We start from the raw sequence: 24,899 nt of genomic DNA, 5'->3' as shown, positions 1-24,899 counted from the left end.
GGAGTGGCCGCCCTCATGTCACATCGATCTTCCCTATCGGGCATCAAGGTGATGATTGGGTTCAAACCCGTACACCACCCTCGTGGACGCTAACCAGCCCGCTCGATCGATCTGTACGGCTCCGCGCCCACCTCGGCTGATCGAGCCCGCGTGGGACGCAGTGGATCGTCCTCCTTCGGCCGCGTCCTCTGGCATGCCCTCGCGAGGGCGCGCTGGCGTATCTGCTCAGGAGGATCTCCTGGAAGACCAGCTCCCTGCTGATCACCGACCCGAATGGGGGACACGTTGTCGTGCTGGGTGAGCGACTGGGTCCGGTGGCCCCGTAGGACGGCCTGCGTGGCTGGTGCGCCTTTCGGCCACGGCTATGGCGTCCCGTTCGATGGGGGTCGCCGCTCTGGCCGAGCATCGCGCACGACGCTTGTCGCTCGGACCTGCAGTCGCCCGTCGCCCGGATCCGCGCCACTTGTCGCGCTGATCCGCGCCGCCTGTCGTGCGGAGCTACGTCGCCTGTCGCGCCGATCCGCGCCGCCTGTCGGTCGGACCTGTGTCGTCTGTCGCACGGAGCTGCGACAGCCAGGTGAGGGTGTTCGAGACGAAGGTCGGTGTAACGAAGGGAGGTTTCATTGCAGCCCGGAGGTTCTGATGGCGTCCTCGACAACCTTGAAGTGTGCGGTGAACCGTTCGTATCCGTCTGGGGGTGCTGAACGGTCGCCGTCGACATCGCCACCCACCCCGCCACACCCCGCACTGGGCGTTCCTTGCTCTCGTGAGGCAGTGCTGGCGGCCTACGAGAGCCAGGGGCGGGCGTTAGACGAAGGTGCGGAGGACCAGACCGGTGCGGGGTTTGGGGCCGAATGAGGTGGATTTGCGGGGGACGCGTTCGCCCTCGGCGGCCACCGCGAGGACGGCGTCGACGGCCAACGGCTTGAGGATGACAGCGGTGCCGCCGGTGCGGGCGGCTTGCCGTACCGCGGCGTGGGCGTCGTGGTGCACGATGCGGACGGCCTGCTCGTCGTCCTGCATCCCCCACACCCTCGGGAGGACGAACTCGGTCAGGACGGAGGTGTTGAGGGAGTTCCAGCGGTCGGAGCGGTCGGTGGGCATGGCGCGGGCCAGTTGCAGCGGGTCGGGGTCGGTGAGCAGGTGGCTGGCTCCGGTGTCGCCGGCGAGCAGGAAGGCGGGGTCGACGACGGAGTCGAGGGCGGTGAGGCCATCGGCGAGGGTGGCGAAGTCGCGGATCTGCCATGATCCCCTTGCCCGGGCGACGGCCTCGTCGATGGGCAGATCAGGGATGACGCGGTGGATCGCCTTCAGGTCGGGCGGGTAGGCGGTCGCGTCGACCAGGAGGGCCAAGCCGAAGTCCCAAGGGCCGTTGGTACGGCGGGCGGCGTGCTCCTGACGTTGCAGGACGCGGTAAGTGGCGTAACGGTGGTGGCCGTCGGCGATCAGCGCCTGCCTGTCGCGCAGGTCGGCGTTGATGAGGTCGATCTCCTCGGGGGCGGTGACGGCCCACAGGCGGTGCCGTACGCCGTCGTCGGTGTTGGCCTCGACGAGCGCGGTGCGGGTGGAGGCGACGGTGTCGACGAGGTGGGTGGCCGGGCCGCCGCCGTCGTAGAGCAGGAAGATGGGCTCCAGGTTGGCCTGCGTGGTGCTCATGAGGGCGAGGCGGTCGGCGACCGGGCCTGGCATGACGTTCTCGTGGGGGAGGATGATGCGCCGCTCCGGAGCGGCGAGGCCGATGTCGCCGATGAGGCCGCGCTGCATGACGCCTGGGCCGGTCTGTTCGTAGACGTAGATCGCGGGCTCGGCGTCGCGGATGAGCACGCCGGTGTCGAGCCAGGCGCGCAGGGTTTCCCTGGCTTGGCCGTAACGGGCAGGCGGCGCGACTCCGTCGACCTTCTCGCTGGTGGGCTTCGGTTCAGCGACCGGCTGGAGAGAGATGCCGGAGCCGGTGAGGTCCGCGTTGGCGTTCGGCTGGCCGGAGGTGTTGGGGTCGGCGATTGCCGAAGGGGTGGCTTGGGCCGAGGGGGCCATCGGATGGCCGGAAGCGTCGAGAGTTGACGAGCGCGAAGGGTCGGCCGAGGCGCTGGAGGGGTCGAGCGGATGCCCCATGCCGGGCGTGAGGCCGGGCGGGTGCGCGGGGGCGCAGGGAAGGATGAGGCGGACCACGTTGTTGGGGTGAGCGTCCAGCAGGGACTGCACGTCGCCGTTGGAGATCAGGTCATACGGAGGAGAGGTCACCTTCGCGGGATCGTCGACGGCAAAACGGACGCCATGGAAGGGGCGTAGCACCAGCCCATCAGGCACCGGCAGTTCAGGACTCGCCATACCGGGCATGCTCCCATAAAGGCCTGAATCACCAAGGGACTGCTCCAAAGGCGCAGCGGTGCCCGGTTCGTCAGGGAATCGGTCGGATCTGTCGTCTGTCGATTGAGGAGGCCTCACACATGACCCAAGGGAAAAACGACCCCGAAGATTCCCCATCCCCTGGTCAGGGGGCTCCCGCAGGGGATGTGTATGACTGGTATCAGCGCGGCGTCGGTCTGTTGAAGGAAGGCAGTCCGGCAGCCGCGGCGGCCCTGCTCGAGAGGGCGGCCGAGGCGGAGCCCGAATCGCGCAGCATTCGAGAGGCGCTGGCGCGGGCGCAGTTCAATTCCAAGCAGTATGCGGAGGCGGCGGACACCTTCCGGTGGATCGTCGATGCCAATCCGGCCGAGGACTACGCGTATTTCGGGCTGGGGTTGGCGTTGTGGCGGACGGGAGACATGGAAGGGGCCCAGGAGCCGCTGGCCATCGCCGTGGCCATGCGGCCCGATGAGCGTCACTACGTGTCGGCGTTGAAGAGCGTGCGCGCCACCCTGCGCGCCCGGCGAGAGGCCTGACAAAGCAGTCACCGGCGCGAGGCCTGACAAAGCACCCAAGCGTCCAACCGGCCAACCCGACCCGGCCAGCCAAGCCAAACGCCCCCCGAAGCGAGCGAACCCCCTTATGAGCGGGCGGCGTTGGCGTGGATGGCGTCGCGGAGGTAGCGGGCCAGCCCCGGCGCCGCCTTGTCGATGGAGGCGGTGAACCGGGCGTCGGTGACGTACAGCTCGCCGAGCCCCTGGTGGATCTCGCTGGTGCAGTCGTAGAACCAGCGGGTGATGTGCCGGCGGTGCTCCTCGGCCAGGTCCATGGCCTCCGTGGCGGAGGCCGCCACCCCTGAGGCCATCAGCGCCGCCAGCCTGCCGGAGATCTCACCCGACTCCGCGAAGCACTCTCGCCATTCCTCCTTCCCGTACGCCGACGTCCTGCGCTGGGACTCGATCCAGGCGGGGGAGCCGCCCCAGCGGGAGGCGGCCTCGTCGGCGTGCCCGTCGAGGTCGAAATCGCCGAACAGTTCGGTCTTCTCCTCTGGCGTCAGCGCCATGTGAGCTCACATCCTTCACTCGCGGGTAGGTGCAGCGGAGACGCTAAAGTCTCACGCGGCGTGAGAGTCAACCGGGGAGAAGAGGCGCGGTGCTGATCGACGGATACGACACGTTGCTGCTGGATCTCGACGGTGTCGTCTACCTGGGCAGGCAGGCCGTCCCCAACGCCCCGCAGGCTTTGGCGCAGGCCGCGCGGCGGGTGAGGCTGGCGTACGTGACGAACAACGCGTCGAGGACTCCTGCCGCGATCGCCGACCATCTCACCCATCTCGGCGTCCCCGCGACGGCGCAGGACGTGGTCACCTCGGCGCAGGCGGCCGCCAGGCTGATCGCCGAGCGGGTGGAGCCCCGCGCGTCCGTGCTGGTCGTGGGCGGTATGGGGTTGCGGATGGCGGTCAGGGGCCAGGGGCTGCGCCCGGTGAGCGTGGCGGCGGGCGATCCCGTGGCGGTGGTGCAGGGCATCGCGCCCGATCTGTCCTACGCCCTGCTGTCGGAGGGCACGCTGGCCGTACGGCGGGGCGCGTGGTTCGTGGCCGCCAACGGCGACGCCACGATGCCCACGGCGCGTGGCGAGCTGCCCGGCAACGGTGCCATGGTGCGGGTGATCGCCGCCGCGACCGGCGTCGAGCCCGTCTACGCGGGCAAGCCCGCGCCGCCCCTGCACCGCGAGTCGATGATCCGCACCGGCGCCGAGCGTCCGCTGGTGGTGGGCGACCGGCTCGACACCGACATCGAGGGCGCGACGAACGCGGGCGTCGACAGCCTGCTCGTGCTGACCGGCGTCGCCACGCCCCGGGAGCTGCTGACCGCCCCGCCTGAGCACAGGCCGACGTATGTGGCGGAGGATCTGTCGGCGCTCCACCTGCCCTACCCGCCGGTACGGCAGGGCTGGCGGGCCTGGTGGTCGGACGGCAGGCTTCACCTCGAGGGCGACGGTGAGTGGATCGAGGGGCTCAGGACCGCCTGCGAGGCGGCGTGGGCGGCGGCGGGCGAAGGACGGCTCGACGAGGACGCCCTCAAGCCCGCTCTCGACACCCTGCGCGCCTGATCGTCGCAGCGAGCGGCGAAGTCCCGCTGGAGTACGCGTGATGGACGGGCGGCCACCGAGTGACCACGGTGGCCGGGACCCGGCCTGCCGTACCGAAAGAAGACGGGAGGTCAGAGCAGACGGCGCAGGCGCAGCAGGTCGCCGAAGCTGGCGTCGATCTTGACGCGGCCGCCCAGCAGGGCGCGCGCCAGGTCGAGCTCCCCGTCCACCAGCGCGATGAGGTCGTCGCTCCTGATGGTCAGCTTGACGTCGGCGGGCCTGCCGTCGGCGGGCGGTTCGTCATGGAACGGGTCGAGGCCGTCGTGGTGGATCCGGCCGTAGAACATGACGTCGAGGTCGGAGATGCGGCAGCTCAGCGTCCGCTCGACCACGTGCTTGGCCCGGGACTCCTCGTCGATCTCGTCGAACTGCTCGACGAGCTGGTCAAGCGCCGCCCTGCACTCCTCGAGGGTAGCCATGCTGGTGATCCTCCCCGTTCTCGCACGTTTCTACGGACGGTAGCGTTCCACATGAGGAGCGGACGACGTCCGGCGTGCCGGAAATCCCGCTCTCTCACTGCCTAACGCGTCGGGGGGTCCGCATAGTGTCGGCGCGGTCCGATACGGTCGGGAACATGAGTGAGCTGCCGGTGGAGACCGGTGACGAACGGGTCGACGCGGTCGTGGGCGGCCTGGCCGCGACGGGCGGGATGCCCGTGCGCGATCACGTGGCGGTGTTCGAGGAGGCGTTCTCGGCCCTTGAGGAGACGCTGGCCTCCGTGGACGACCGGTGAGCCGTCGCGTCCGGCTCGACAGCGAGCTCGTACGGCGCGGCCTGGCCCGATCGCGCGAGCAGGCGGCCCAGCTCATCACCGACGGCAGGGTCAGCGTCGGCGGCCAGCTGGCGGGCAAGCCCGCGACGCAGGTCGACACCGCCTCGGCGATCGTCGTGGCCGACTCGACCGGCGGCCCCGACTACGTCTCGCGCGGCGCCCACAAGCTGCTCGGCGCGCTCGAGGCCTTCCCCGAGCTGCGGGTGGCGGGTCGTCGCGCGCTCGACGCGGGCGCCTCGACGGGCGGGTTCACCGACGTCCTGCTGCGCCATGACGTGGGCCACGTGCTGGCCGTCGACGTGGGCTACGGCCAGCTGGCCTGGTCGCTGCGCACCGACGAGCGGGTCACGGTGATGGAGCGCGTCAACGTGCGCGATCTGACGCCCGAGATGGTGGGCGAGGCGCCCTCGCTCATCGTGGGCGACCTGTCGTTCATCTCGCTGCGTCTGGTGCTGCCCGCCCTGGCGTTGGTGGCCGCGCCGCAGGCCGACTTCGTGATGCTGGTCAAGCCGCAGTTCGAGGTGGGCAAGGAGCGCGTCGGCGCGGGCGGCGTGGTGCGTGATCCCGCGCTGCGCGCCGGGGCGGTGCGCGACGCCGCGGCCAAGGCGCAGGAGCTGGGGCTGACCGTGCGTGGCGTCACCGCGAGTCCGCTGCCGGGGCCCTCGGGCAACGTCGAGTACCTGCTGTGGCTGGGCAAGGGAGAGGGCGAGCCCGCGGTCGAGGATCTCGAGGCCGCGATCGAGCGGGCCGTGGCGGAGGGGCCGCAATGAAGCGCACTGTGCTGGTCACCGCCCACACGGGGCGCGAGGCCGCGATCGACAGCGCCCACCTGGTGATCGACCGGCTGCTCGAGGCGGGCCTGGCGGTCAGGGTGCTGGAGTCGGAGGCCGAGGACATCGGCTGCAGGGGCGTCGAGGTGATGCCGTCCGACCCCACGTCCGCCAAGGACGCCGAGATGATGATCGTGCTCGGCGGCGACGGTTCGCTGCTGCGCTCGGCGGAGATCGCCAGGCCCGCCGGCACGCCGCTGTTCGGCGTCAATCTCGGCCACGTCGGCTTCCTGGCCGAGGCCGAGGTCGACGACCTGGCCGCGGCCGTCGACTCGGTGGTGCAGGGCCGCTACGACGTCGAGGAGCGGATGACGCTCGAGGTCACGGCCCGGCAGAACGGGCAGATCATCGCCGACACCTGGGCGCTCAACGAGGCCACGGTCGAAAAGCGCGACCGCATGCTGGAGGTCGTCGCCGAGATCGACGGCCGTCCGCTGTCGCGATGGGGCTGTGACGGGGTGATCTGCGCGACTCCGACCGGTTCGACCGCCTACGCCTTCTCCGCGGGCGGCCCGGTGGTCTGGCCGGAGGTGGAGGCGCTGCTGATGGTGCCGATCAGCGCCCACGCCCTGTTCGCCAAGCCGCTGGTGGTCTCGCCGCGCTCCACGCTGGCGGTGGAGATCCTGCCCCGCACGCCGGGCGGCGTGCTGTGGTGCGACGGCCGCCGCCGCTTCGACCTCCCCTCGGGCACCAGGGTCGAGGTCCGCCGATCCACCCATCCGGTACGGCTGGCCCGCCTGCACGGCCTCGAAGAGACCGGAGCGCCGTTCACCGACAGGCTGGTCGCCAAGTTCGAACTGCCTGTACAGGGCTGGCGCGGAAGGGTGCGTCACTGAGTCAATAGGGGCGGGAGCGCGTAGGATCGCGTGCGCACAGGTGTTCGGCTATGTCGATGGAACGGGAGAGACCAGTGCGACCAAGGGTCGAGGAGGTCCGCATCCAGGGTCTCGGCGTCATCGACGAGGCCGTTCTGGAGCTCTCGCCGGGCTTCAACGTCGTGACGGGCGAGACGGGCGCCGGCAAGACGATGGTCGTGACGGGGCTCGGGCTGCTGTTCGGCGGCAGGGCCGACCCGTCGAGGGTGCGTCCGGGCGCCGACAAGGCCACCGTGGAGGGCACACTCGTCGTCGAGGCGGACGGCAGGGTCGCCCAGCAGGTGGCGGATGTCGGCGGCGAGGTCGAGGACGGCGAGCTGATCATCTCCCGCACGGTCTCGGCCGAGGGCCGCTCCAGGGCATGGCTCGGTGGCCGCACGGTCCCGGTTGGCACGCTCACCTACCTGGCCGACGACCTGGTGGCCGTCCACGGCCAGATGGACCAGCAGCGGCTGCTGCAGCCCGGCAGGCAGCGCGCGGCCCTCGACCGTTACGCGGGCGACGGGCTGGTCAAGCCGTTGCGGGCCTACTCCCAGTCCTACAAGCGCCACAAGCAGGTCGCCACGCTGCTGGAGGAGCTGACCACCAAGGCGAGAGAGCGGGCGCAGGAGGCCGACCTGCTGCGTTTCGGCCTGGAGGAGATCGAGAAGGTCGATCCGAAGCAGGGCGAGGACGTCGAGCTGCGCGCGGAGGAGGAGCGGCTGTCCCACGCCGACGCGCTGCGCGGCGCCGCCACCACCGCGCACACCGCGCTGCTCGGCGACCCGATGGACTCCTCGGGCGTCGCCCGTGACGTGATCTCGCTGCTGGGTGAGGCCCGCTCGGCCGTCGAGGCCGTGCGCGACTTCGACCCGCAGCTGGCCGGGGTGGCCGACCGGCTGGCGGAGGCGGGCTACCTGATCTCCGACGTGGCCACCGACCTGGCCGCCTATGCCGAGTCGATCGAGGCCGACCCCGCCAGGCTGGCCGTGGTGCAGGAGCGCCGCGCCGCCCTGGGCGCGTTGATCAGGAAGTACGCCGCAGACAGCGCGGGCGTGCTGGCCTGGGCGCAGTCCTCGGCCGCGCGCCTGACCGAGCTCGAAGGCGACGACGACCGCATCGAGGAGCTGCGCGGGGAGCACGAGGAGCTGACCAAGCGACTGACGGAGCTGGCCGCCGAGCTCACCAGGGTCAGGACCGCCGCCGCCGAGCGGTTCGGCGCGGCCGTCACCGAGGAGCTGACCGCGCTGGCCATGCCCCACGCCAGGGTCGTGGTGCAGCTCATCCAGGGCGAGGAGTTCGGTCCCGAGGGCGTCGACGAGGTCGAGTTGCGCATGTCCGCCCATCCCGCCGCGCCGCCGCTGCCGCTCAACAAGGGCGCTTCGGGCGGCGAGCTGAGCCGCGTCATGCTGGCCATCGAGGTGGTCTTCGCCGGGGCCGACCCCGTCCCGACGTTCGTGTTCGACGAGGTCGACGCGGGTGTCGGCGGCAAGGCCGCGGTCGAGATCGGCCGTCGCCTGGCCAGGCTGGCCCGCACCGCGCAGGTGATTGTCGTCACTCATCTGCCGCAGGTGGCGGCCTTCGCCGACCAGCATCTGGTGGTGGAGAAGGCCGGCGACGGCAGCGTGGTGCGCAGCGGCGTCGTCACCCTCGACCACGACGGCAGAGTGCGTGAGCTGTCGCGGATGCTGGCCGGATTGGAAGATTCCGAACTGGGCAGAGCTCACGCGGAAGAACTTCTGGGAATGGCCGCGGCTGATCGGTGATCCTCCGTGACAAATCTGACACGCCGTGCAGTCCACGACCTCCCCGCCCGTTCGCTCTGGCAGGATGGTCTTGATGAAGGTTCCGGCGAACAAGATTCCGGGCCTCCGCGGTAAGAAGGTCAATGACCTTCCCGGTGTCACGGCAGTGGCGAGAATCGACCGCAGGACGAAGAGACTGACAAAGCGTCTCAAGTCCGGTGAAATCGCGATTATCGATCACGTCGATGTTGACCGGGTGAGCGCGGAGGCGCTGGTGGCGTGTGGCGCGGCGGCGGTGGTCGACGTGGCCGCGGGCATCAGCGGCCGTTATCCCAACCTGGGTCCGCAGATCATCGTCGAGTCCGGCGTCCCCTTCGTGGACAACGCCACACCCGAGCTGTTCCAACGGGTGAGAGACGGCGACGTCGTCAGGATCCACGACGGGGTCGTCTATCTCGACGACGAGGTGGTCGGCAAGGGAGACGTGCAGCGGCCCGAGACGATCGAGGCTGCCATGGCCGAGGCGCGGGCGGGGCTCGCGGTCCAGATCGAGGCCTTCGCCGTCAACACCATGGAATACGTCAGGGGTGAGGGCAAGCTCCTCATCGACGGCGTGGGCGTGCCGGACATCCGCACCGTCATGGACGACAGGCACGTCCTCATCGTGGTGCGCGGCTACCACTACAAAGAGGACATCGCCACGCTCCGGCCGTACATCAGGGAATATCGCCCGGTGCTGGTCGGCGTCGACGGCGGCGCGGACGCGCTCCTGGAGGCGGGCTACCTGCCCGACCTGATCGTCGGAGACTTCGACTCGGTCTCCACCAAGGCGCTGACCTGCGGCGCCGAGCTCGTCGTCCATGCCTACCGCGACGGCCGCGCACCGGGTCTGGAGCGGGTCCACCAGCTGGGCCGCGACGCGGTGATCTTCCCGGCCACCGGCACGAGCGAGGACATCGCGATGCTGCTGGCCGACGACAAGGGCGCCGAGCTGATCGTCGCGGTCGGCACCCACGCGACGCTGGTCGAGTTCCTGGACAAGGGCCGCTCGGGCATGGCCAGCACCTTCCTGACCAGGCTCAGGGTCGGCGGCAAGCTGATCGACGCCAAGGGTGTCAGCCGCCTGTACCGCAGCCGCATCTCCACCCCGCAGCTGATCCTGCTCGTGGTCACCGCGATGATCACGATGAGTGTGGCGATCTTCATGTCGCCCATCGGCCAGACCTGGCTGGTCAGCCTGCAGGACGCCTGGAACTCCTTCATCTTCTGGTTGGTCGGACTTTTCTCGTGATCGATTTCCGTTATCACCTCGTCTCCATCGTCGCGATCTTCCTGGCGCTGGCGGTGGGCATCGTCATGGGCACCACTCTGCTGTCCAGCCCGGCGATCGAGTCGGCGTTGGAGACCGCGCAGCTCCTGCGCAAGTCCAACAACGACTACCGCGAGCAGCTGGCCGCGCTGCAGGCCAGGGAGCAGGGCAACGACTCCTTCGTCGGGGCGGAGATGGCGGCCATCGTCCGCGGCCAGCTCGCCGGCGAGAAGGTGCTGCTCGTGGCGGCGCCCGGCAGCTCGGGCACGTTGCGCGAGCAGACCGAGCAGGTGCTGGCCGAGGCGGGCGCCACGATCAGCGGCCAGATCACGCTGACGGAGAAGTTCGTCGAGCCGAACCAGGCCAACTTCATCGACCAGCTGACCAGCGGGCTCACCAGCCTCACCCTGCCCGGCACCGACCCGTACAAGAACGCGGCGGCGCTGCTGGCCGCCACTCTTGTCACGGCCGACGACGCCCAGGCAGGCACCGAGAACAGCGCCACCGTCGGCGTGCTCGACGGCTTCGAGAAGGCGGGCCTGCTGACGGTCGACGGCACGCCGGCCAAGCGGGCCACGCTCGCGCTCGTCTTCGCTCCCGAGGGCCTGCTCACCGACGAGAGCGCGCAGGAGCAGAACGGCGCGCTCGTCTCGCTGGCCGCGGGGCTCGACGCCGGAGCCCAGGGCAGCGCGCTCACCGGCACCATCACCTCGACCCAGCCCGGCGGCCTCATCGCCGCCCTGCGCGGCACCAGCGACGCCGCCGCCAAGGTCTCCTCGGTCGACACACTCGACATGCCCGCGGGCCGCGCCGTCGTCGTCTTCGCGCTGCGCGAGCAGCTCAGCGGCCGCTCGGGCCAGTACGGCATCGGCGCCGACGCCGCCGAGTTCCAGCCGGCCGCCTCCGCCGCCACTCCTTCCCCAACCACCTCAGGGAGCTGACCATGGCTCGTGCACTGCTCGGCGCCCTCGCGGGCGTGGCTCTCGGCGCCATCGTTGCCAGGGCCGCCTACGCCGCCCTCACCGCCAAGGCCACCTCCAAGGAGTGGGAGCGCAACAACCACCGGGGCGAGACGCTCACGCTCCTGGAGGGGCCCGCGTTCGTGGCGGGCGCGGGCGGCGCGCTCGCGCTCACCCCCGGCCTTCCACTGAAGGTACGGCTGGCCGCCGTACTGGCCGCGGCGGGCAGCGGGGCGCTCGGCGCCTACGACGACCTGTTCGGCGCGACCTCGTCCAAAGGCTTCAAGGGACACCTGTCGGCCCTGGCCAAGGGGCAGGTGACCAGCGGCGCCATCAAGATCCTCGGCATCGGAGGCACCGGGCTGGCCGCCGCCACGCTGGTCTCACGCGGCACCATCGACACGCTCGTCAACGGCGCGACGATCGCGGGCAGCGCCAACCTGGCCAACCTGTTCGACCTGCGGCCCGGCCGCGCCATCAAGGTGGGGCTCCTGGCGGGCGGTCCGCTGCTCGCGCTGTCGGTGCTCAGGCGCGACCCGGTGACCGCCGCGCTGGTGGCCGTGCCCCTCGGGGCCGGCGCCGCCCTGCTGCCTGAAGACCTCGGCGAGAAGGCGATGCTCGGCGACGCGGGCGCCAACGCGCTCGGCGCCCTGCTCGGCCTGGCCGCGGTGACCACGCTGGGCATGCGGGGGCGGCTGACGCTGCTCGGCACGGTCGCCGTGCTGACCGCCGCCTCGGAGAAGGTCAGCTTCACCAAGGTCATCGCGGGCAACCCGGTGCTCAACGCGATCGACATGCTGGGCCGCCGCCCGGCCTGAGGTTGTCGGTGCGCTCTGCCATGATGGGCCCCTTGAGACCGACGGGGAGGGGGCAGGCGGTGGCTCGGGGCGTGGCGGGCGCGGCCGTGCTCATCGGCGCGATCACGATCCTCGCCAGGATCACCGGCTTCGCCAAGCAGTACGTGTTCGCCCAGACGGTCGGCGACGCCAACCTCTGCCTGGGCACCGCCTACATGACCGCCAACCAGATCCCCAACATCGTCTTCGAGGTCGTGGTCGGCGGGGCGCTGGCCGGGATGGTCGTCCCCGTCGTCGCGAGCGCGACCGACCGTCTCGACGTCGGCAGGATCACCTCGGCGCTGCTCACCTGGGTGCTGGTCGTCCTCGTCCCGCTCGGCGTCCTGACCGCCCTGCTGGCCGGGCCGATCGTCGGCCTGTTCCCCGTCGAGAAGTGCGGGCCGGCGTTCGCCGCGATCGCCACCCGCATGCTGGTGGTCTTCGCCCCCCAGATCCCCCTGTACGGCCTGGCCGTCGTCCTGTACGGCGTCCTGCAGTCGCACCACCGCTTCGCCGGGCCCGCGGTCGCGCCGCTGGTGTCCAGCATCGTGGTCATCGTGGCCTACCTGCTGTTCGTCCCGCTCAGCGCAGGTGAGACCGCCCTCGACGAGATCCCCTCCGCAGCCGAGCTCGCCCTGTCGGTCGGCACCACCCTCGGCGTGCTGTCCCTCGTCCTCACCGTTATCGGGCCCGCGCTCGGTCTCGGGCTGCGGCTCAGGCCCACGCTGCGCTTCCCCGACGGCGTGGCCGCCCGGGTGCGGACGCTCGCGATGGCGGGCGTGGCGGCGCTCATCGCCCAGCAGGCCACGATGATCGTGGTGATGCTGCTGTCGAACAACTGGATCGGCGAGCCCGCGCTCCTGGTCTACAACTACGCGTGGGCGATCTACCTGGTGCCGTACGCGGTGCTGGCCGTACCTGTGGCCACGAGCGCCTTTCCCGGGCTGTCCGCGCACGCGGCCGACGGATCGTGGGAGGACTTCGCGCGCCTGGCCGCGCGCACGACGCGGGCGGTGGTGCTCATCTCGGGGTTGGCCGCGGGAGCGTTGGCCGCCGCGGCGGGGCCGGGGTCGATCGTCTTCCTCGGCTCGGAGACCAAGGTCTCGCCGATCGAGATGGCGCGCACGGTGGCGCTCTTCGCGCCGGGCCTGATCGGCTACGGGCTGATCGCGCAGCTGAGCCGGGTCCTCTACGCGGAGGGCCGGGGGAGGGCGGCGGCGACGGGCACGGTGGCGGGCTGGATGGTCGCGATGGCCGCGCAGACGGTGTTCGTCCTCGTCCTGCCTGACGGCTGGACGGTGGGCGGGCTCGCGCTCGGGATGACGGTGGGCATGACCGTGGGTGGCGCCTGGCTGCTGGTCGCGGTGAGGGGCGGACCCGCGCGGCGCGCCGCGGCTCCCGAGGCGGGCCTCGCGGACGACGGGGCACCCGAGGTGCCCCGTGAGGGCGGCCGGACTCCTGAGGCAGGCCTTGAGGGCGACCGGGTACCCGAGGTGGATGTTGCAGCCGGCCGGGCTTCTGAGGTCGGCGGGGCTCGTGAGGTGGTGACGGGGCTGGGGCGGGGTCGCTCGGGCGGGCCCGTGGACGGCGTCGCCCGAGCGATGCTCGCCGCCGTAGCGGGGGGCGGGCTCGGGTTCCTGGCGGGCTCGGGGGTGGTGGCGTTGCTGCCCGCCGGTGCGCTGCTCGCCCAGGCGGCGCTTGCCGTCCTGGCCGGGGTCGTTGCGCTGGGCGTCGGCGTCCTGGCGGTGGTGGTGCTCGACCGGCCCGACGCGGCGGCGTTGGCGGCCATGGTGACACGGCGCCGACGCGCCGGTTCGCGGACGGGTGGTGAGTGATGCGGGTGGCCTTCGTGCTCGGCACGACCTCTGGCGGCACGGGCAGGCACGTCGGGATGCTCGTCGAAGGGCTGCTGCGACGTGGCCATCAGGTCCTGGTCGTCGGCCCGGCCGGTGTGGAGGAGCAGTTCGGCTTCCGGGCGATGGGGGCGGCCTTCGCGCCCGTGCCCGTCTCCGACCGGCCGCATCCTGCCAGTGACGCCAAGGCGGTGCTGCGGATCAGGCGCCACCTGCGAGGGGCGGACGTCGCACACGCCCACGGGCTGCGGGCGGGGGCGCTGACGGCGCTGGCGGGGGTGCGGGCGCCGCTGGTGGTGACGCTCCACAACGCGCTCACCGCGGGCGGGCTGGTGGGCGCGATCTACGCGACTCTCGAACGGATCGTGGCCCGCAGGGCCGACCGGGTGCTGGTCGTCTCACCCGACCTTGGCGACCGGATGCGTGCGCTTGGCGCGCGGGAGGTGGCGCCCGCCGTGGTGCCCGCGCCGCCGTTGCGCGCTCCGGCCAGGCCCGAGGAGACGGTCCGGGAGGAGCTCGGGGCCGGGGACCGGCCGCTGGTGCTCACCATCGCCCGGCTGGCCCAGCAGAAGGGCCTCGAAACCCTGCTCGACGTCGCCGCCACCTTCACCCCGCCAGCGCCGACCACTCCGGCATCAGCGACCGCCCCGGCAGCGCCGCCGACCTCCGCCACTCCGGCATCGGCGAGCGCCCCAACAGCACGGAACACCCCGGCTCCGTCAGCAGGGCCGACCTCCGGGGGGACGCCGACCTCCCCGGCCACCCCCGCAGCGCCGCGTCCCGGGGCGGCGACACCTGCCCCGACCCCGACCGCTCCCACCACCCCGGCCACGCTGACCTCCCCGGCCACCCCCGCAGCGCCGACCGCCCCGGCGGCCCAGGCTGCGGCGAGCACCCCGACGGCGTCGGCTACCGCGGATACCGCGGCTGCGCAGGCGGGGCCGGACGCCTCGGCAGGGCCGAGCCATGCTGACCCCGGGATCTCGGGTGGCGGTGAGAGGCAGCCGTTGTTCGTCGTCGCGGGGGAGGGGCCGCTCAGGCACGACCTGCAGGCCAGGATCGAGGCCGAGAAGCTGCCCGTCCTGCTGCTCGGCAACAGGGACGACATCCCCGACCTGCTCGCCGCCGCCACCCTGGTGCTGTGGCCGAGCCGCTGGGAGGGGCAGCCGCTCAGCCTGAGCGAAGCCCTCATGGCGGGCAAGCCCGTCGTCGCCACCGAGGTGGGCGGGATTCCCGTCCTGCTGGGCGGGGCGGGGGTGCTGGTGCCGTACGGGAACCTGGAGGCGATGCGCACGGCGGTGCGCGGGCTGATCGACGACCCCGGCGAGCGGGAGCGGCTGGCACAGGCCGCGCGACGCAGAGGAGCGCGGCTTCCCGACGCCGACGACGCGGTCGAGGCGTCGCTGGCCGCCTACCGGCGACGGCCGGCGAAGTGATGATTAGGCGGCGCTAACTCGTTCTCCTATACTGCTTGGGTTAGGGAGGGGAGTATCCCTTCGCGACAGCCTCGTCATCACGGTTCGCCCCGCTCCATGGGGCTCCCGGGGCTGCCGGTCCGGCTCGGTGAGTGGGCGGGAGAGACCTCCGGTCGTCTGTCATGCGCACCGGAGGGTTCGGTATCACTGTGGGTGTACCTGTGTGGGCTTGGATCGCCGTCATCGGCGGTTTGCTTCTCGTCATCGCCGTAGACCTGTGGATCGTCGACAGAGGCGAGGCGCGGGAGTTCACCATGAAGCAGGCGGGCTTCTGGGTCTCCTTCTACGTCATCCTCGCAATGATCTTCGGGGTCGTGCTCTGGATCACCAGAGGCGGTGTTTCGGCGGGGCAGTTCTTCGCCGGCTACATCACCGAGTACAGCCTCAGTGTCGACAACCTGTTCATCTTCTTCATCATCATGGGCCGCTTCGCCGTCCCCAAGGTCTACCAGCACAGGGTGCTCCTCGTCGGCATCCTCATGGCGCTGGTGATGCGCGGCATCTTCATCGCGATCGGCGCCGCGGCGCTGCAGCGTTTCAGCTGGCTGTTCTACGTCTTTGGCGCCTTCCTCGTCTACACCGCCATCAACCTGATCCGCCAGCACGGTCACGACGACGACGAGTTCCCGGAGAACGCGCTGCTGCGCTGGGTGCGCAGGGCCTTCCCGACCACGCCCGACTTCGTCGGCCACAAGGTGACCGTCAAGATCGACGGCAAGCGCATGGTCACCCCGATGCTGATCGTCATGGTGGCGATCGGCACCACCGACCTGTTGTTCGCGCTCGACTCGATCCCGGCCATCTTCGGGCTCACGCAGGACCCGTTCATCGTCTTCACCGCCAACGCGTTCGCGCTGATGGGCCTGCGTCAGCTGTACTTCCTCCTCGGCGGCCTGCTGCAGCGCCTGGTCTACATCAGCTACGGCCTGGCGTTCATCCTGGGCTTCATCGGGGTTAAGCTGATTCTTGAGGCCCTGCACGCCAGCGGGGTCTCGTGGGCGCCAGAAGTGCCCATCTGGGTGTCCCTGACCGTGATCGGCGTCACGATGGTCGCCACCACCGTGGCAAGTCTGCTGAAGTCCCGCAGCGACGCTCGGAATGGGAAGGAAGTTCCTACCTCCGCGAGCGCGACCGAGGGCTAGCGCGACGGTGGTCCAGGCGCTTTGCTTCGTGTAATAGTTGCGAATTCTGTAACATCTCGACAAAGCGCCCGTCCGTAGTCACCATCAAAGGTTGTCAGTGTCAGACGATTCCGCAAGTCGCCAGCAGGGCCGCCGCGTACGGCTGGCCCGTGGCGTCTCTCCGTGGCTCTTCCCGACCGTGGCCGCCGCGGCGGCCACGACGCTCCTCAGCCGCCGTGACCGGCGCTGGGGGTTCGCGGCTGTGCCGCTGACCGCGCTCACCGGAGCCATGCTCTGGTTCTTCCGCGACCCCGACCGCGAGCCGGGCGAGGGGAGGATCCTGTCGCCGGCCGACGGCGTCGTGCAGAGCATCGACCCGTGGCCGGACGGCCGCACCCGGGTGGCGATCTTCATGAGTCCCCTGAACGTGCACGTCAACCGGGCGCCCCTTGCGGGAACTGTCACCTCCGTGCAGCATGTGGCGGGTGGGTTCCTGCCGGCTTTCAACAAGGACAGCGACCAGAACGAGCGCGTGGTGTGGCATTTCGAGACCGCGCTCGGCAACATCGAGATGGTGCAGATCGCGGGCGCGGTGGCGCGCAGGATCGTGCCGTACATGACCTCCGGCGTCAAAGTCTCGCAGACCGAGCGCATCGGGCTCATCAGGTTCGGTTCGCGGGTGGACATCTACCTTCCCGAGGGGATCTCGCCCGCCGTCAGCGTGGGCGAGAAGACGGTGGCGGGGGTGACTCGAATTGACCGCGGCTGAGGCTGGAGGCTGGCAGGCCGAAGAGGAGGAGCCGCGCGGACCTGTGGGCAAGGCCTTCAGGCTGTCGGCGGCCGACTCCCTGTCGCTGGGCAACGCGCTGTGCGGCTTCCTGGCCGTCTGCGTGCTCGCCTCGTCGGCGATCCAGGCGCTGAAGGCGGGCGCGGGCTTCGTGCCCGACCCGCGCTACTTCGCCACCGCCGTGGTGCTGCTGCTGATCGGCGCCACGTGCGACCTGTTCGACGGCCTGGTCGCGCGGCGCTTCCGCGCCTCCGCGATGGGCGCCGAGCTCGACAACCTGGCCGACGTGATCAGCTTCGGCTTCGCGCCCGCCTTCATGGTGGTCATCTGGGGTGGTTTCACCGGCAAACTGCCGCTCACGGCCGTGATCGTGGCCGCGGCGTCGGTGCTGATCGCCGGATGTGTACGGCTGGCCCGCTTCGCCTGCGTCAAGACCAAGAGCGGCGACTTCATGGGCCTGCCCATCCCGATGGGCGCGATGACGGTCGTCTCGATCGTGCTGCTGTTCCAGCCCAACTGGTTCTCGCTGGCCGCGGTGCTCGGCGTGGCCTGGCTGATGGTCAGCCGCATCGAGTACCCCAAGCCCAAGGGCCAGCTCGCGGCGGTCGTCCTCGCCTGGATCCTGATCAACGTGGCGTGCCTCACCGCGTGGGCGGCGTGGCCGCAGGGCGGCGACACCCTCATCCAGGTCGGCGCGACGATGCAGATCACGCTGGTCGCCGCGATCCCGCTCAGGGTGCTGTTCTTCAAGCGCGAGCAGCGCAAGGAGCGTAAGGAAGCCGCCCGCGTGGGCGACTGATCGGGGCTTTTCCTCCTGCGGGTGGGCTCGGCGGGTTTCAATGGAACCATGCGCGAGCACACCCGCACCTATTTTCTCGGCCAGTTGGCCAGGGAGCTGGAGCTTCGCGGCCTGGCGACGAGCCTGCGCGCCGAACCGCCCTCGCTGCGGGTCGGCGGCGAGCAGGGCTCGGGTCTGCTGACGGAGACCGTCGACTGCGTCGCGCTGGCGGACGGCTGGTTCTACCGGTGGTCGTGGGGCGAGGTGCTGGCCAGCACCGCCGACCCCGCCGCCGCGGCCGAGAGGGTGGTCCGCATCCTGTCGCCGTCACAGGATCCGTGACCTGACCTCGGTACGGCGGGGGCCCGCCCGCCGTACCGGATGGCTGTCACCAGCCGCGGGCCTTCCACTCCGGCAGCGAGGGACGCTCGACGCCGAGCGTGGTGTCCTTGCCGTGGCCGGGATAGACCCACGTCTCGTCGGGCAGCCGGTCGAAGACGCGCTCGACGACGTCGGAGTAGAGCTGCTCGAAGCGCTTGGCGTCCTGCCACGTGTTGCCCACGCCACCGGGGAACAGCGAGTCGCCGCTGAACAGGTGCTGTTCGCCGGCGCCGCCGTCGTACAGCAACGCGATCGAGCCGGATGTGTGGCCGCGCAGGTGGATCACTTCCAGCGTGACGGTGCCCACGGAGACGCGGTCGCCGTGCTCCACCAGCCGGTCGACGGTGACGGGCAGCGCGGCCGCGTCGAGCGGGTGGGCGATCGTCGTCGCTCCCATCACCTTGACGACCTGCTCCAGCGCCTGCCAGTGGTCGCCGTGCTGGTGGGTGGTGACGACGGTGGCGATCGGCTGGTCCGACATCAGCGCCAGGATCCTGTCGGCGTCGGCCGCCGCGTCGATGAGCAGCCCTTCGCCGGTTTCGGTGCAGCGCAGCAGGTAGGCGTTGTTGTCGAACGGGCCCACGGCGAGCTTGGTGATGGTCAGTTTGGGCAGCTCCCGGACGTCGGCGGGGCCGCCGACCTGGACATCGCCGGTGTAGGTCATGGGCACTCCTCTGGATAGGTGTCAGGAGGCGCCGAGGGGAGGTCCGCCGGAGCGGGCATGATCAGCCACGGCGGCGGTGGAGGTACCTCCTCTTCCTTTGGCACCACCCTAATCCCCTGCCCAGCCGACCGTCCGGTCAGCCAGGCAAGCACCTCACGGGCCTCGCCTCGCACCACCGGTCCCTTCCCCAGCCCTCTCCACTCATCCGCGCGGTCGGTGAAAACGATGCCGCCGACGGTGCTCTCGCCGTACGGCCAGCAGGCCAGGCAGTCGTGCAACTCCCTGCGCACGAACGAGTCGGGCCAGTCGGCGGGCGTGTACCCCGCGCCCAGGTCGACATGGTGGAGCTCCAGCTCACGCAGCCGCCGTACCAGGACATACCAGGCGGGATGGGGCGGCGGCCGCAGCGCGGAGACGGGCGCCGACCAGGCCCGCTCGGGCAGCTCCTCGACGGCGGCGGCCAGCCGTGCGGCGCTTTCGGCCAGGTCCGCGCGCTGCTCGGCGGCCGGGCGCGCGGCTCCCGCCTCGATGTCGGACTCCCGCCTGCCGGGGCCGGAGTACTGGGGAGTCTCGATGCCGGTCCTGGCCCAGCTCAGCAGGTTGCCGAGGCCGTCGGCGTTGCGGGTGACATGGGTGATGACATGGCCCCTGCTCCAGCCGGGCAGCAGGGACGGCGCAGCGATGTCCACGTCGTCGAGCCCGGCCACCGTGGCGATGAAGCGGTCGGTGGCCGCGGCGATCTCGGCGCGCAGCGTGGTGACAACGGTCATGCGGGCATAATGCCGCAGTTCACGTGGTTGAACCTCCAAGGACCGGTACCGGCTCGGGAGAAAGCCGTACTCTGGTGAGGGAAGTTTCCGGCGGGGCGCCAACGGACCCCCGAAATTGTCGGACCCTCCCTCTACCATCCCCCGTGGACCTATCAACACCTTCGACGTCGGGATCACCGTGGCAGACCGTTTGATCGTGCGTGGCGCACGAGAACACAACCTCAAGGACGTCTCGCTCGACCTCCCGCGAGACTCCCTGATCGTCTTCACCGGGCTGTCCGGCTCGGGCAAGTCGAGCCTCGCCTTCGACACGATCTTCGCCGAGGGCCAGCGCCGCTACGTCGAGTCTCTGTCCTCCTATGCCCGGCAGTTCCTCGGGCAGATGGACAAGCCCGACGTCGACTTCATCGAGGGCCTTTCCCCCGCGGTCTCCATCGACCAGAAGTCCACCAGCCGCAACCCCCGCTCGACGGTCGGCACGATCACCGAGGTCTACGACTACCTGCGACTGCTGTGGGCGCGCATCGGCAAGCCCCACTGTCCGGCCTGCCGTCGCCCCATCGCCAGGCAGACGCCGCAGCAGATCGTCGACCGGGTCATGGAGCTGGAGGAGGGCACCCGCTTCCAGGTGCTCGCCCCGGTCATCAGGGGCCGCAAGGGCGAATACGCCGAGCTGTTCCGCGAGCTGCAGACCAAGGGCTACGCCAGGGCCAGGGTCGACGGCACGGTGATCCGGCTCGAAGAGCCCCCGACGCTGAAGAAGTACGAAAAGCACGACATCGAGGTCATCGTCGACCGGCTGTCGGTGAAGGAGTCCTCGCGCAGGCGGCTGACCGACTCGGTGGAGACGGCGCTGCAGCTGTCCGGCGGCACGATCACGCTGGAGTTCGTCGACCTGCCCGAGACCGATCCCGGCCGCGAGCGCTTCTACTCCGAGCACCTCTACTGCCCCTACGACGACCTGTCGTTCGAGGAGCTCGAGCCGCGCTCGTTCTCCTTCAACTCGCCCTTCGGCGCCTGCCCCGAGTGCACGGGCCTGGGCACCAAGATGGAGGTCGACCCCGACCTCGTCGTGCCCGACCCGGAGAAGACGCTCGGCGACGGCGCGCTCAATCCGTGGGCGGGCGGCCACACCAGCGAATACTTCATCCGCCTCATCGAGGCGCTCGGCCTGGCCATGGGCTTCAACCTCGACACCCCGTGGGAGCGGCTGCCGAAGAAGGCGCAGAAGTCGCTGCTCTACGGTCACGACGAGCAGGTCCACGTCCGCTACAGCAACAGGTACGGCAGGCAGCGCGCCTACTACACCACCTACGAGGGTGTGATCCCCTGGGTGCAGCGCAGGCACGCCGAGGCCGAGAGCGACTCCACGCGTGAGCGCTTCGAGGGCTACATGCGCGAGATCCCGTGCCCGGCCTGCCGGGGCGCCAGGCTCAAGCCGGTCTCGCTGGCCGTCACGGTCGCCGACATGTCCATCGCCGAGGTGTCGGGCATGTCGATCGGCGAGTGCGCCAAGTTCCTGGCCGGGCTGAAGCTGTCCGAGCGTGACATGCAGATCGCCGAGCGGGTGGTCAAGGAGATCAACGCCCGCATGGGCTTCCTGCTCGACGTCGGCCTCGACTACCTCACCATGGACCGCGCGGCCGGCACGCTCGCCGGCGGCGAGGCGCAGCGCATCCGCTTGGCCACGCAGATCGGCTCGGGCCTGGTCGGCGTGCTCTACGTCCTCGACGAGCCGTCCATCGGCCTGCACCAGCGCGACAACATGAGGCTGCTCGACACCCTCATCAGGCTGCGCGACATGGGCAACACGCTGATCGTCGTCGAGCACGACGAGGACACCATCGCCGCGGCCGACTGGGTGGTCGACATCGGCCCCGGCGCGGGCGAGCACGGCGGCCAGGTCGTCGTCTCGGGCACCGTGCAGGACCTCCTCGCCAGCGAGGAGTCGATGACGGGCGCCTACCTGTCGGGCCGCAAGGCGATCGCCGTCCCGGCCAAGCGTCGCAAGCGCGACAAGAAGCGGCAGATCACGGTGAAGGGCGCGCGCGAGCACAACCTGAAGGGCGTCGACATCGACTTCCCCCTCAGCGTGTTCACCGCCGTCACCGGGGTCTCGGGCTCCGGTAAGTCGACGCTGGTCAACGACATCCTCTACAACGCCCTGGCCAAGGAGCTCAACGGCGCCCGCACGGTGCCGGGCCGCCACTCCAGGGTCAACGGCATGGACCAGGTCGACAAGGTCGTCCACGTCGACCAGTCGCCGATCGGCCGCACTCCCCGCTCCAACCCCGCGACCTACACCGGCGTCTTCGACCACGTCCGCAAGCTGTTCGCGGCGACCACCGAGGCGAAGGTGCGCGGCTACCAGCCCGGCCGCTTCAGCTTCAACGTCAAGGGCGGCCGCTGCGAGGCGTGCGCGGGCGACGGCACCATCAAGATCGAGATGAACTTCCTGCCGGACGTCTACGTCCCCTGCGAGGTCTGCCACGGCGCCCGCTACAACAGGGAGACGCTGGAGGTCCACTACAAGGGCAAGACCATCTCCGAGGTACTCGACATGCCGATCGAGGAGGCGCTGTCGTTCTTCGAGGCGATCCCGGCGATCAGGCGGCACCTGCAGACGCTCAACGACGTCGGCCTCGGCTACGTACGGCTCGGGCAGCCGGCCACCACGCTGTCGGGCGGCGAGGCGCAGCGCGTCAAGCTCGCCTCCGAGCTGCAGCGCCGCCAGACGGGCCGCACGATCTACGTGCTCGACGAGCCGACCACGGGTCTGCACTTCGAGGACATCAGGCGGCTGCTCGGCGTGCTCGGGCGGCTGGTCGACGGCGGCAACACGGTCATTGTGATCGAGCACAACCTCGACGTGATCAAGACCGCAGACTGGGTCATCGACATGGGGCCCGAGGGCGGCTCCCGCGGCGGCACGCTGGTCGCGGCGGGCACTCCCGAGGAGGTGGCCCTGGTGGACGAGAGCCACACGGGCCGGTTCCTGCGAAAGATCCTGTCCGTCTGACGGGTCGGCGGTGGTGGGGCGGCGCGGTGCGCGCCGTCCCGACCGAGTCCAGCCCGGCCACGTGCTCAGGCCCGCGCCCGTCTGCGTGAGTTGCTGCGCCCCGCCCGCCGGGGGCGACGGGGGCCCGCGGCAGCGCGAACGCGATGAACGCCATGGCCACGGCGGCGAGTCGAGCCACCCAAGGCCGTCGCCACCAGCGCGGGCGGATGGCGATCCTGCGGGCAGGGAGTGGTTGTGGTCGTCATGGTCCGGCCATCCGCGCTCGCGCTGACCATCGGCCCACCGTCCGCTGACCTGATCGCTGTCGGCCTTCGCACGGGTCGCATGCGGATCGCGGTCGGCGCGGGCGGGGGACGGGACACGGGCGCCGTCTGATCTCGTGTGGGGTCGGGGCTGGGTCGTGATCGGCTCTCGTGTGGGGTCGGATGGGGGACCGGCGGGTGGTCTCAATAAGCTGAAAAGCAGGTAAAGGCCCGGCCTGACATGGGCGTCGGGGGACGGTGGAGGGGCGACATGGCAGGCGTGGAGCGGGGTAGTGGCATGCCCGCGATCGGGCGGCGCGAGATGCTGGGCGCGACGGGCGTGGCCGTGTGCGGCGTCGCGCTGGCGGGGTGCGGCGCGTCCGACGGGTCCGCCAAGGCGGTGGTGCCGCCGGGCATCAAGGGCAAGGTCATCGCGCAGAAGGCCGACGTGCCCGTGGGTGGGGGCAAGGTGATCCAGGAATGGAAAATCGTGATCACCCAGCCCACGTCAGGAGTGTTCAAGGCGTTCACGGCGAAGTGCCCGCATCGCGGTTGCGCGGTGGGTCGCCCGGAGGACGGGGTCATGACGTGCCCGTGCCACGGCAGCGAGTTCGCCGCCGACACGGGAAAGTGCCTGAAGGGCCCGGCGGAGGGTTCGCTGGCGGAGTTCCCGCTCAAGGTCGAGGGCGACGGCATCATTATTTTGTAGCGTGAAACGGTAAATGTGCATGGATCCGAGGGCTGTCGCGGGGGAGGCTGAACCGGTGCGGTTGCGCCGGCCGTAACTGAGAGAGACAGCGATTCCTGGGAGGGTGACCATGGCAGAGACGACCCGTCGCGCGGTGATGCTGGGAGCCGGGGGTGCGGGCCTCGGGATGCTGCTCACCGCCTGCGCCGGCTACGGCCAGCCCTCAGGTGACATCGTGGCCGAGCCCGCGAACACAGGCCCCGGCGAGGCCGAGCCCGCCGAGTCCGGATCGGCGAAGGCGAAGCCCCAGAAGGAGAAGCCCCAGAAGGAGAAGAAGGCCGCCGGCGAAGAACTGGGCAGCACGGCCGACATCCCGGAGGGCGGCGGCAAGGTCTTCGCGAACAAGAAGGTCGTGGTGACGCAGCCCACCGCCGGTGAGTTCAAGTGCTTCACGGCCGTGTGCACCCACCAGGGATGCACGGTCGCCAGTGTCTCGAACGGCACGATCAACTGCCCGTGCCACGGCAGCAAGTTCAACATCGCCGACGGTTCCGTAGCCAACGGGCCCGCGGCCAAGCCCCTGGCCGAGAAGAAGATCAACGTCGAGGGTGACTCGATTTCCTTGGCATAGGGCTTGTTCTTTCACAATTTTCTCAGCAGTCTGCGGTTGGTTTGACCGCATGGCAGAAGACCTTCAGAGTCGCAGGACCGTCATCGCCGGCGTGGGAGCGGGCGGCCTCGCCATGGTGCTCGCCGCATGCGGTGGCGAGGGCGGCTCGACCAGTGCGGCGCCCCAGGCGCAGGAAAGCTCGGCGGCACCGTCCGCCTCGGCCTCGGCTTCGGCATCCGGCCCGACCGGCTCGGGCGGCGGCGCCCTCGCGACCGCGGCCGATGTCCCGGTCGGCGGCGGGACGATCTTCAAAGAGCAGAAGGTCGTCGTGACCCAGCCGGCGGCCGGGCAGTTCAAGTGTTTCAGCGCGATCTGCACCCACAAGGGCTGCCCTGTGACGTCGGTCGGCAGCGGGACGATCGACTGCGCCTGTCACGGGAGCAAGTTCAGCATCGAGGACGGGTCGGTCAAGGGCGGGCCCGCGACCACACCGCTGGCCGAGGTGCCGATCAAGGTCGACGGAGACTCGATCGCGCTGGCGTGAGCCGCCGCCCGCAGGACCCGAAGCCCTGTTGCACGCAAGATCCCCCCGAAGGTTCGCTGTAGCCGAAACCTGTCTGAACTCACTTGATGCTTGACGCTTTGGCCTCGGATGATGCTTGACACTCCTAGCCGATCTTTCGCTTCTTAGTATGCGCCTGGGACTTGA

Annotated in this window: 25 protein-coding genes; 20 read left to right on the top strand and 5 right to left on the bottom strand. The window is 70.4% G+C overall.

Features of this window, described 5'->3' with window-relative positions; translation table 11 throughout:
- Positions 1–807: 807 nt before the first annotated feature.
- The gene (locus ACFXJ8_RS42085; RefSeq protein ID WP_379650889.1) at positions 808–2,328 is read right to left on the bottom strand and encodes a DUF1015 family protein; all 1,521 of its coding nucleotides are present in this window, start codon (positions 2,326–2,328) and stop codon (positions 808–810) included.
- Positions 2,329–2,447: 119 nt separating this feature from the next.
- Between ACFXJ8_RS42085 and ACFXJ8_RS42080 the strand changes: the two genes are divergently transcribed.
- Entirely contained in the window at positions 2,448–2,882 is a 435-nt protein-coding gene (locus ACFXJ8_RS42080) for a tetratricopeptide repeat protein (protein WP_379650887.1), read from the top strand.
- Positions 2,883–2,986: 104 nt separating this feature from the next.
- Here the strand turns inward: ACFXJ8_RS42080 and ACFXJ8_RS42075 are convergent, their stop codons facing one another.
- Positions 2,987–3,409, bottom strand: coding sequence for a TipAS antibiotic-recognition domain-containing protein (locus tag ACFXJ8_RS42075; protein ID WP_379650886.1), 423 nt, complete (start codon positions 3,407–3,409; stop codon positions 2,987–2,989).
- 89 nt (positions 3,410–3,498) lie between these two features.
- On the opposite strand from ACFXJ8_RS42075, the gene ACFXJ8_RS42070 reads away from it, so the two are divergent.
- The gene (locus tag ACFXJ8_RS42070) at positions 3,499–4,458 is read left to right on the top strand and encodes an HAD-IIA family hydrolase (protein ID WP_379650884.1); all 960 of its coding nucleotides are present in this window, start codon (positions 3,499–3,501) and stop codon (positions 4,456–4,458) included.
- A gap of 110 nt (positions 4,459–4,568) precedes the next feature.
- Here ACFXJ8_RS42070 and ACFXJ8_RS42065 read toward each other — a convergent pair whose 3' ends face one another.
- The gene (locus ACFXJ8_RS42065) at positions 4,569–4,916 is read right to left on the bottom strand and encodes an SCP2 sterol-binding domain-containing protein (protein ID WP_379650882.1); all 348 of its coding nucleotides are present in this window, start codon (positions 4,914–4,916) and stop codon (positions 4,569–4,571) included.
- Between the two features lie 155 nt (positions 4,917–5,071).
- Here ACFXJ8_RS42065 and ACFXJ8_RS42060 point away from each other — a divergent pair, with 155 nt between their 5' ends.
- The 13 genes from ACFXJ8_RS42060 (at position 5,072) to ACFXJ8_RS42000 (ending at position 18,158) form a co-directional block, all read left to right on the top strand.
- Positions 5,072–5,230: a hypothetical protein gene (locus tag ACFXJ8_RS42060; RefSeq protein WP_379650880.1), complete on the top strand. Its 159-nt coding sequence runs from the start codon at positions 5,072–5,074 to the stop codon at positions 5,228–5,230.
- On the top strand, positions 5,227–6,039 hold the full coding sequence (locus tag ACFXJ8_RS42055) for a TlyA family RNA methyltransferase (protein WP_379650878.1): 813 nt from the start codon (positions 5,227–5,229) through the stop codon (positions 6,037–6,039). The genes ACFXJ8_RS42060 and ACFXJ8_RS42055 overlap by 4 nt, the downstream gene beginning before the upstream one ends.
- Positions 6,036–6,935, top strand: a complete 900-nt coding sequence (locus ACFXJ8_RS42050) for an NAD kinase (RefSeq protein ID WP_379650876.1) — start codon at positions 6,036–6,038, stop codon at positions 6,933–6,935. Before ACFXJ8_RS42055 ends, ACFXJ8_RS42050 begins: the two co-directional genes overlap by 4 nt.
- A 56-nt stretch (positions 6,936–6,991) precedes the next feature.
- The gene (gene recN / locus ACFXJ8_RS42045; RefSeq protein WP_379650892.1) at positions 6,992–8,719 is read left to right on the top strand and encodes a DNA repair protein RecN; all 1,728 of its coding nucleotides are present in this window, start codon (positions 6,992–6,994) and stop codon (positions 8,717–8,719) included.
- Between the two features lie 73 nt (positions 8,720–8,792).
- On the top strand, positions 8,793–9,989 hold the full coding sequence (gene steA, locus ACFXJ8_RS42040) for a putative cytokinetic ring protein SteA (protein ID WP_379650874.1): 1,197 nt from the start codon (positions 8,793–8,795) through the stop codon (positions 9,987–9,989).
- Positions 9,986–10,948, top strand: coding sequence for a copper transporter (locus tag ACFXJ8_RS42035; protein ID WP_379650872.1), 963 nt, complete (start codon positions 9,986–9,988; stop codon positions 10,946–10,948). Before steA ends, ACFXJ8_RS42035 begins: the two co-directional genes overlap by 4 nt.
- A gap of 2 nt (positions 10,949–10,950) precedes the next feature.
- Positions 10,951–11,784 carry a hypothetical protein gene (locus ACFXJ8_RS42030; protein WP_379650870.1) on the top strand — a complete coding sequence of 278 codons (834 nt, stop codon included), beginning with the start codon at positions 10,951–10,953 and terminating at the stop codon, positions 11,782–11,784.
- A gap of 32 nt (positions 11,785–11,816) precedes the next feature.
- Positions 11,817–13,637: a murein biosynthesis integral membrane protein MurJ gene (gene murJ, locus ACFXJ8_RS42025; protein ID WP_379650868.1), complete on the top strand. Its 1,821-nt coding sequence runs from the start codon at positions 11,817–11,819 to the stop codon at positions 13,635–13,637.
- Entirely contained in the window at positions 13,637–15,091 is a 1,455-nt protein-coding gene (locus ACFXJ8_RS42020; protein ID WP_379650866.1) for a glycosyltransferase family 4 protein, read from the top strand. Before murJ ends, ACFXJ8_RS42020 begins: the two co-directional genes overlap by 1 nt.
- A gap of 188 nt (positions 15,092–15,279) precedes the next feature.
- Positions 15,280–16,272 carry a TerC family protein gene (locus ACFXJ8_RS42015; RefSeq protein WP_379650864.1) on the top strand — a complete coding sequence of 331 codons (993 nt, stop codon included), beginning with the start codon at positions 15,280–15,282 and terminating at the stop codon, positions 16,270–16,272.
- Between the two features lie 97 nt (positions 16,273–16,369).
- On the top strand, positions 16,370–17,020 hold the full coding sequence (locus ACFXJ8_RS42010; protein ID WP_379650862.1) for a phosphatidylserine decarboxylase: 651 nt from the start codon (positions 16,370–16,372) through the stop codon (positions 17,018–17,020).
- Positions 17,007–17,837, top strand: a complete 831-nt coding sequence (gene pssA / locus ACFXJ8_RS42005) for a CDP-diacylglycerol--serine O-phosphatidyltransferase (protein ID WP_379650860.1) — start codon at positions 17,007–17,009, stop codon at positions 17,835–17,837. Before ACFXJ8_RS42010 ends, pssA begins: the two co-directional genes overlap by 14 nt.
- 48 nt (positions 17,838–17,885) lie before the next feature.
- Positions 17,886–18,158 (top strand): hypothetical protein, encoded by a 273-nt coding sequence (locus ACFXJ8_RS42000; protein ID WP_379650858.1) that lies wholly within the window; start codon positions 17,886–17,888, stop codon positions 18,156–18,158.
- A gap of 46 nt (positions 18,159–18,204) precedes the next feature.
- On the opposite strand, the gene ACFXJ8_RS41995 is transcribed toward ACFXJ8_RS42000, so the two are convergent.
- Together ACFXJ8_RS41995 and ACFXJ8_RS41990 are read right to left on the bottom strand one after the other, a co-directional pair.
- Positions 18,205–18,861 carry an MBL fold metallo-hydrolase gene (locus tag ACFXJ8_RS41995; RefSeq protein ID WP_379650856.1) on the bottom strand — a complete coding sequence of 219 codons (657 nt, stop codon included), beginning with the start codon at positions 18,859–18,861 and terminating at the stop codon, positions 18,205–18,207.
- Complete coding sequence (locus tag ACFXJ8_RS41990; protein ID WP_379650854.1) at positions 18,858–19,631, bottom strand: maleylpyruvate isomerase family mycothiol-dependent enzyme; 774 nt, start codon at positions 19,629–19,631, stop codon at positions 18,858–18,860. Before ACFXJ8_RS41990 ends, ACFXJ8_RS41995 begins: the two co-directional genes overlap by 4 nt.
- A 178-nt stretch (positions 19,632–19,809) precedes the next feature.
- Here ACFXJ8_RS41990 and uvrA point away from each other — a divergent pair, with 178 nt between their 5' ends.
- The 5 genes from uvrA to ACFXJ8_RS41965 all read left to right on the top strand — a co-directional run bounded on the left by uvrA (position 19,810) and on the right by ACFXJ8_RS41965 (position 24,734).
- The gene (gene uvrA, locus ACFXJ8_RS41985) at positions 19,810–22,650 is read left to right on the top strand and encodes an excinuclease ABC subunit UvrA (protein WP_379650852.1); all 2,841 of its coding nucleotides are present in this window, start codon (positions 19,810–19,812) and stop codon (positions 22,648–22,650) included.
- A gap of 234 nt (positions 22,651–22,884) precedes the next feature.
- Positions 22,885–23,025, top strand: coding sequence for a hypothetical protein (locus ACFXJ8_RS41980; protein WP_379650850.1), 141 nt, complete (start codon positions 22,885–22,887; stop codon positions 23,023–23,025).
- Between the two features lie 138 nt (positions 23,026–23,163).
- Positions 23,164–23,601 (top strand): Rieske (2Fe-2S) protein, encoded by a 438-nt coding sequence (locus tag ACFXJ8_RS41975; RefSeq protein WP_379650848.1) that lies wholly within the window; start codon positions 23,164–23,166, stop codon positions 23,599–23,601.
- A gap of 166 nt (positions 23,602–23,767) precedes the next feature.
- Positions 23,768–24,211, top strand: coding sequence for a Rieske (2Fe-2S) protein (locus ACFXJ8_RS41970; protein WP_379650846.1), 444 nt, complete (start codon positions 23,768–23,770; stop codon positions 24,209–24,211).
- A 49-nt stretch (positions 24,212–24,260) separates the two neighbouring features.
- Positions 24,261–24,734 carry a Rieske (2Fe-2S) protein gene (locus tag ACFXJ8_RS41965; RefSeq protein ID WP_379650844.1) on the top strand — a complete coding sequence of 158 codons (474 nt, stop codon included), beginning with the start codon at positions 24,261–24,263 and terminating at the stop codon, positions 24,732–24,734.
- The last annotated feature ends 165 nt before the right edge of the window (positions 24,735–24,899 follow it).

The sequence above is a fragment of the Nonomuraea sp. NPDC059194 genome (assembly GCF_042754765.1).
In the GTDB taxonomy this organism is placed as follows: Bacteria; Actinomycetota; Actinomycetes; order Streptosporangiales; family Streptosporangiaceae; genus Nonomuraea.
Note: the sequence above shows the minus strand (reverse complement) of the source record. Positions and strands in the feature narration are given on the sequence as shown.

Excerpts from the sequence above, each read along its gene's own strand:
- ACFXJ8_RS42085 (WP_379650889.1), bottom strand. The coding sequence starts at position 2,328 with ATGGCGAGTCCTGAACTGCCGGTGCCTGATGGGCTGGTGCTACGCCCC.
- ACFXJ8_RS42080 (WP_379650887.1), top strand. The coding sequence starts at position 2,448 with ATGACCCAAGGGAAAAACGACCCCGAAGATTCCCCATCCCCTGGTCAG.
- ACFXJ8_RS42075 (WP_379650886.1), bottom strand. The coding sequence starts at position 3,409 with ATGGCGCTGACGCCAGAGGAGAAGACCGAACTGTTCGGCGATTTCGAC.
- ACFXJ8_RS42065 (WP_379650882.1), bottom strand. The coding sequence starts at position 4,916 with ATGGCTACCCTCGAGGAGTGCAGGGCGGCGCTTGACCAGCTCGTCGAG.
- ACFXJ8_RS42060 (WP_379650880.1), top strand. The coding sequence starts at position 5,072 with ATGAGTGAGCTGCCGGTGGAGACCGGTGACGAACGGGTCGACGCGGTC.
- ACFXJ8_RS42050 (WP_379650876.1), top strand. The coding sequence starts at position 6,036 with ATGAAGCGCACTGTGCTGGTCACCGCCCACACGGGGCGCGAGGCCGCG.
- recN (WP_379650892.1), top strand. The coding sequence starts at position 6,992 with ATGGAACGGGAGAGACCAGTGCGACCAAGGGTCGAGGAGGTCCGCATC.
- steA (WP_379650874.1), top strand. The coding sequence starts at position 8,793 with ATGAAGGTTCCGGCGAACAAGATTCCGGGCCTCCGCGGTAAGAAGGTC.
- ACFXJ8_RS42030 (WP_379650870.1), top strand. The coding sequence starts at position 10,951 with ATGGCTCGTGCACTGCTCGGCGCCCTCGCGGGCGTGGCTCTCGGCGCC.
- ACFXJ8_RS42020 (WP_379650866.1), top strand. The coding sequence starts at position 13,637 with ATGCGGGTGGCCTTCGTGCTCGGCACGACCTCTGGCGGCACGGGCAGG.
- ACFXJ8_RS42000 (WP_379650858.1), top strand. The coding sequence starts at position 17,886 with ATGCGCGAGCACACCCGCACCTATTTTCTCGGCCAGTTGGCCAGGGAG.
- ACFXJ8_RS41995 (WP_379650856.1), bottom strand. The coding sequence starts at position 18,861 with ATGACCTACACCGGCGATGTCCAGGTCGGCGGCCCCGCCGACGTCCGG.
- ACFXJ8_RS41990 (WP_379650854.1), bottom strand. The coding sequence starts at position 19,631 with ATGACCGTTGTCACCACGCTGCGCGCCGAGATCGCCGCGGCCACCGAC.
- ACFXJ8_RS41975 (WP_379650848.1), top strand. The coding sequence starts at position 23,164 with ATGGCAGGCGTGGAGCGGGGTAGTGGCATGCCCGCGATCGGGCGGCGC.
- ACFXJ8_RS41970 (WP_379650846.1), top strand. The coding sequence starts at position 23,768 with ATGCTGCTCACCGCCTGCGCCGGCTACGGCCAGCCCTCAGGTGACATC.
- ACFXJ8_RS41965 (WP_379650844.1), top strand. The coding sequence starts at position 24,261 with ATGGCAGAAGACCTTCAGAGTCGCAGGACCGTCATCGCCGGCGTGGGA.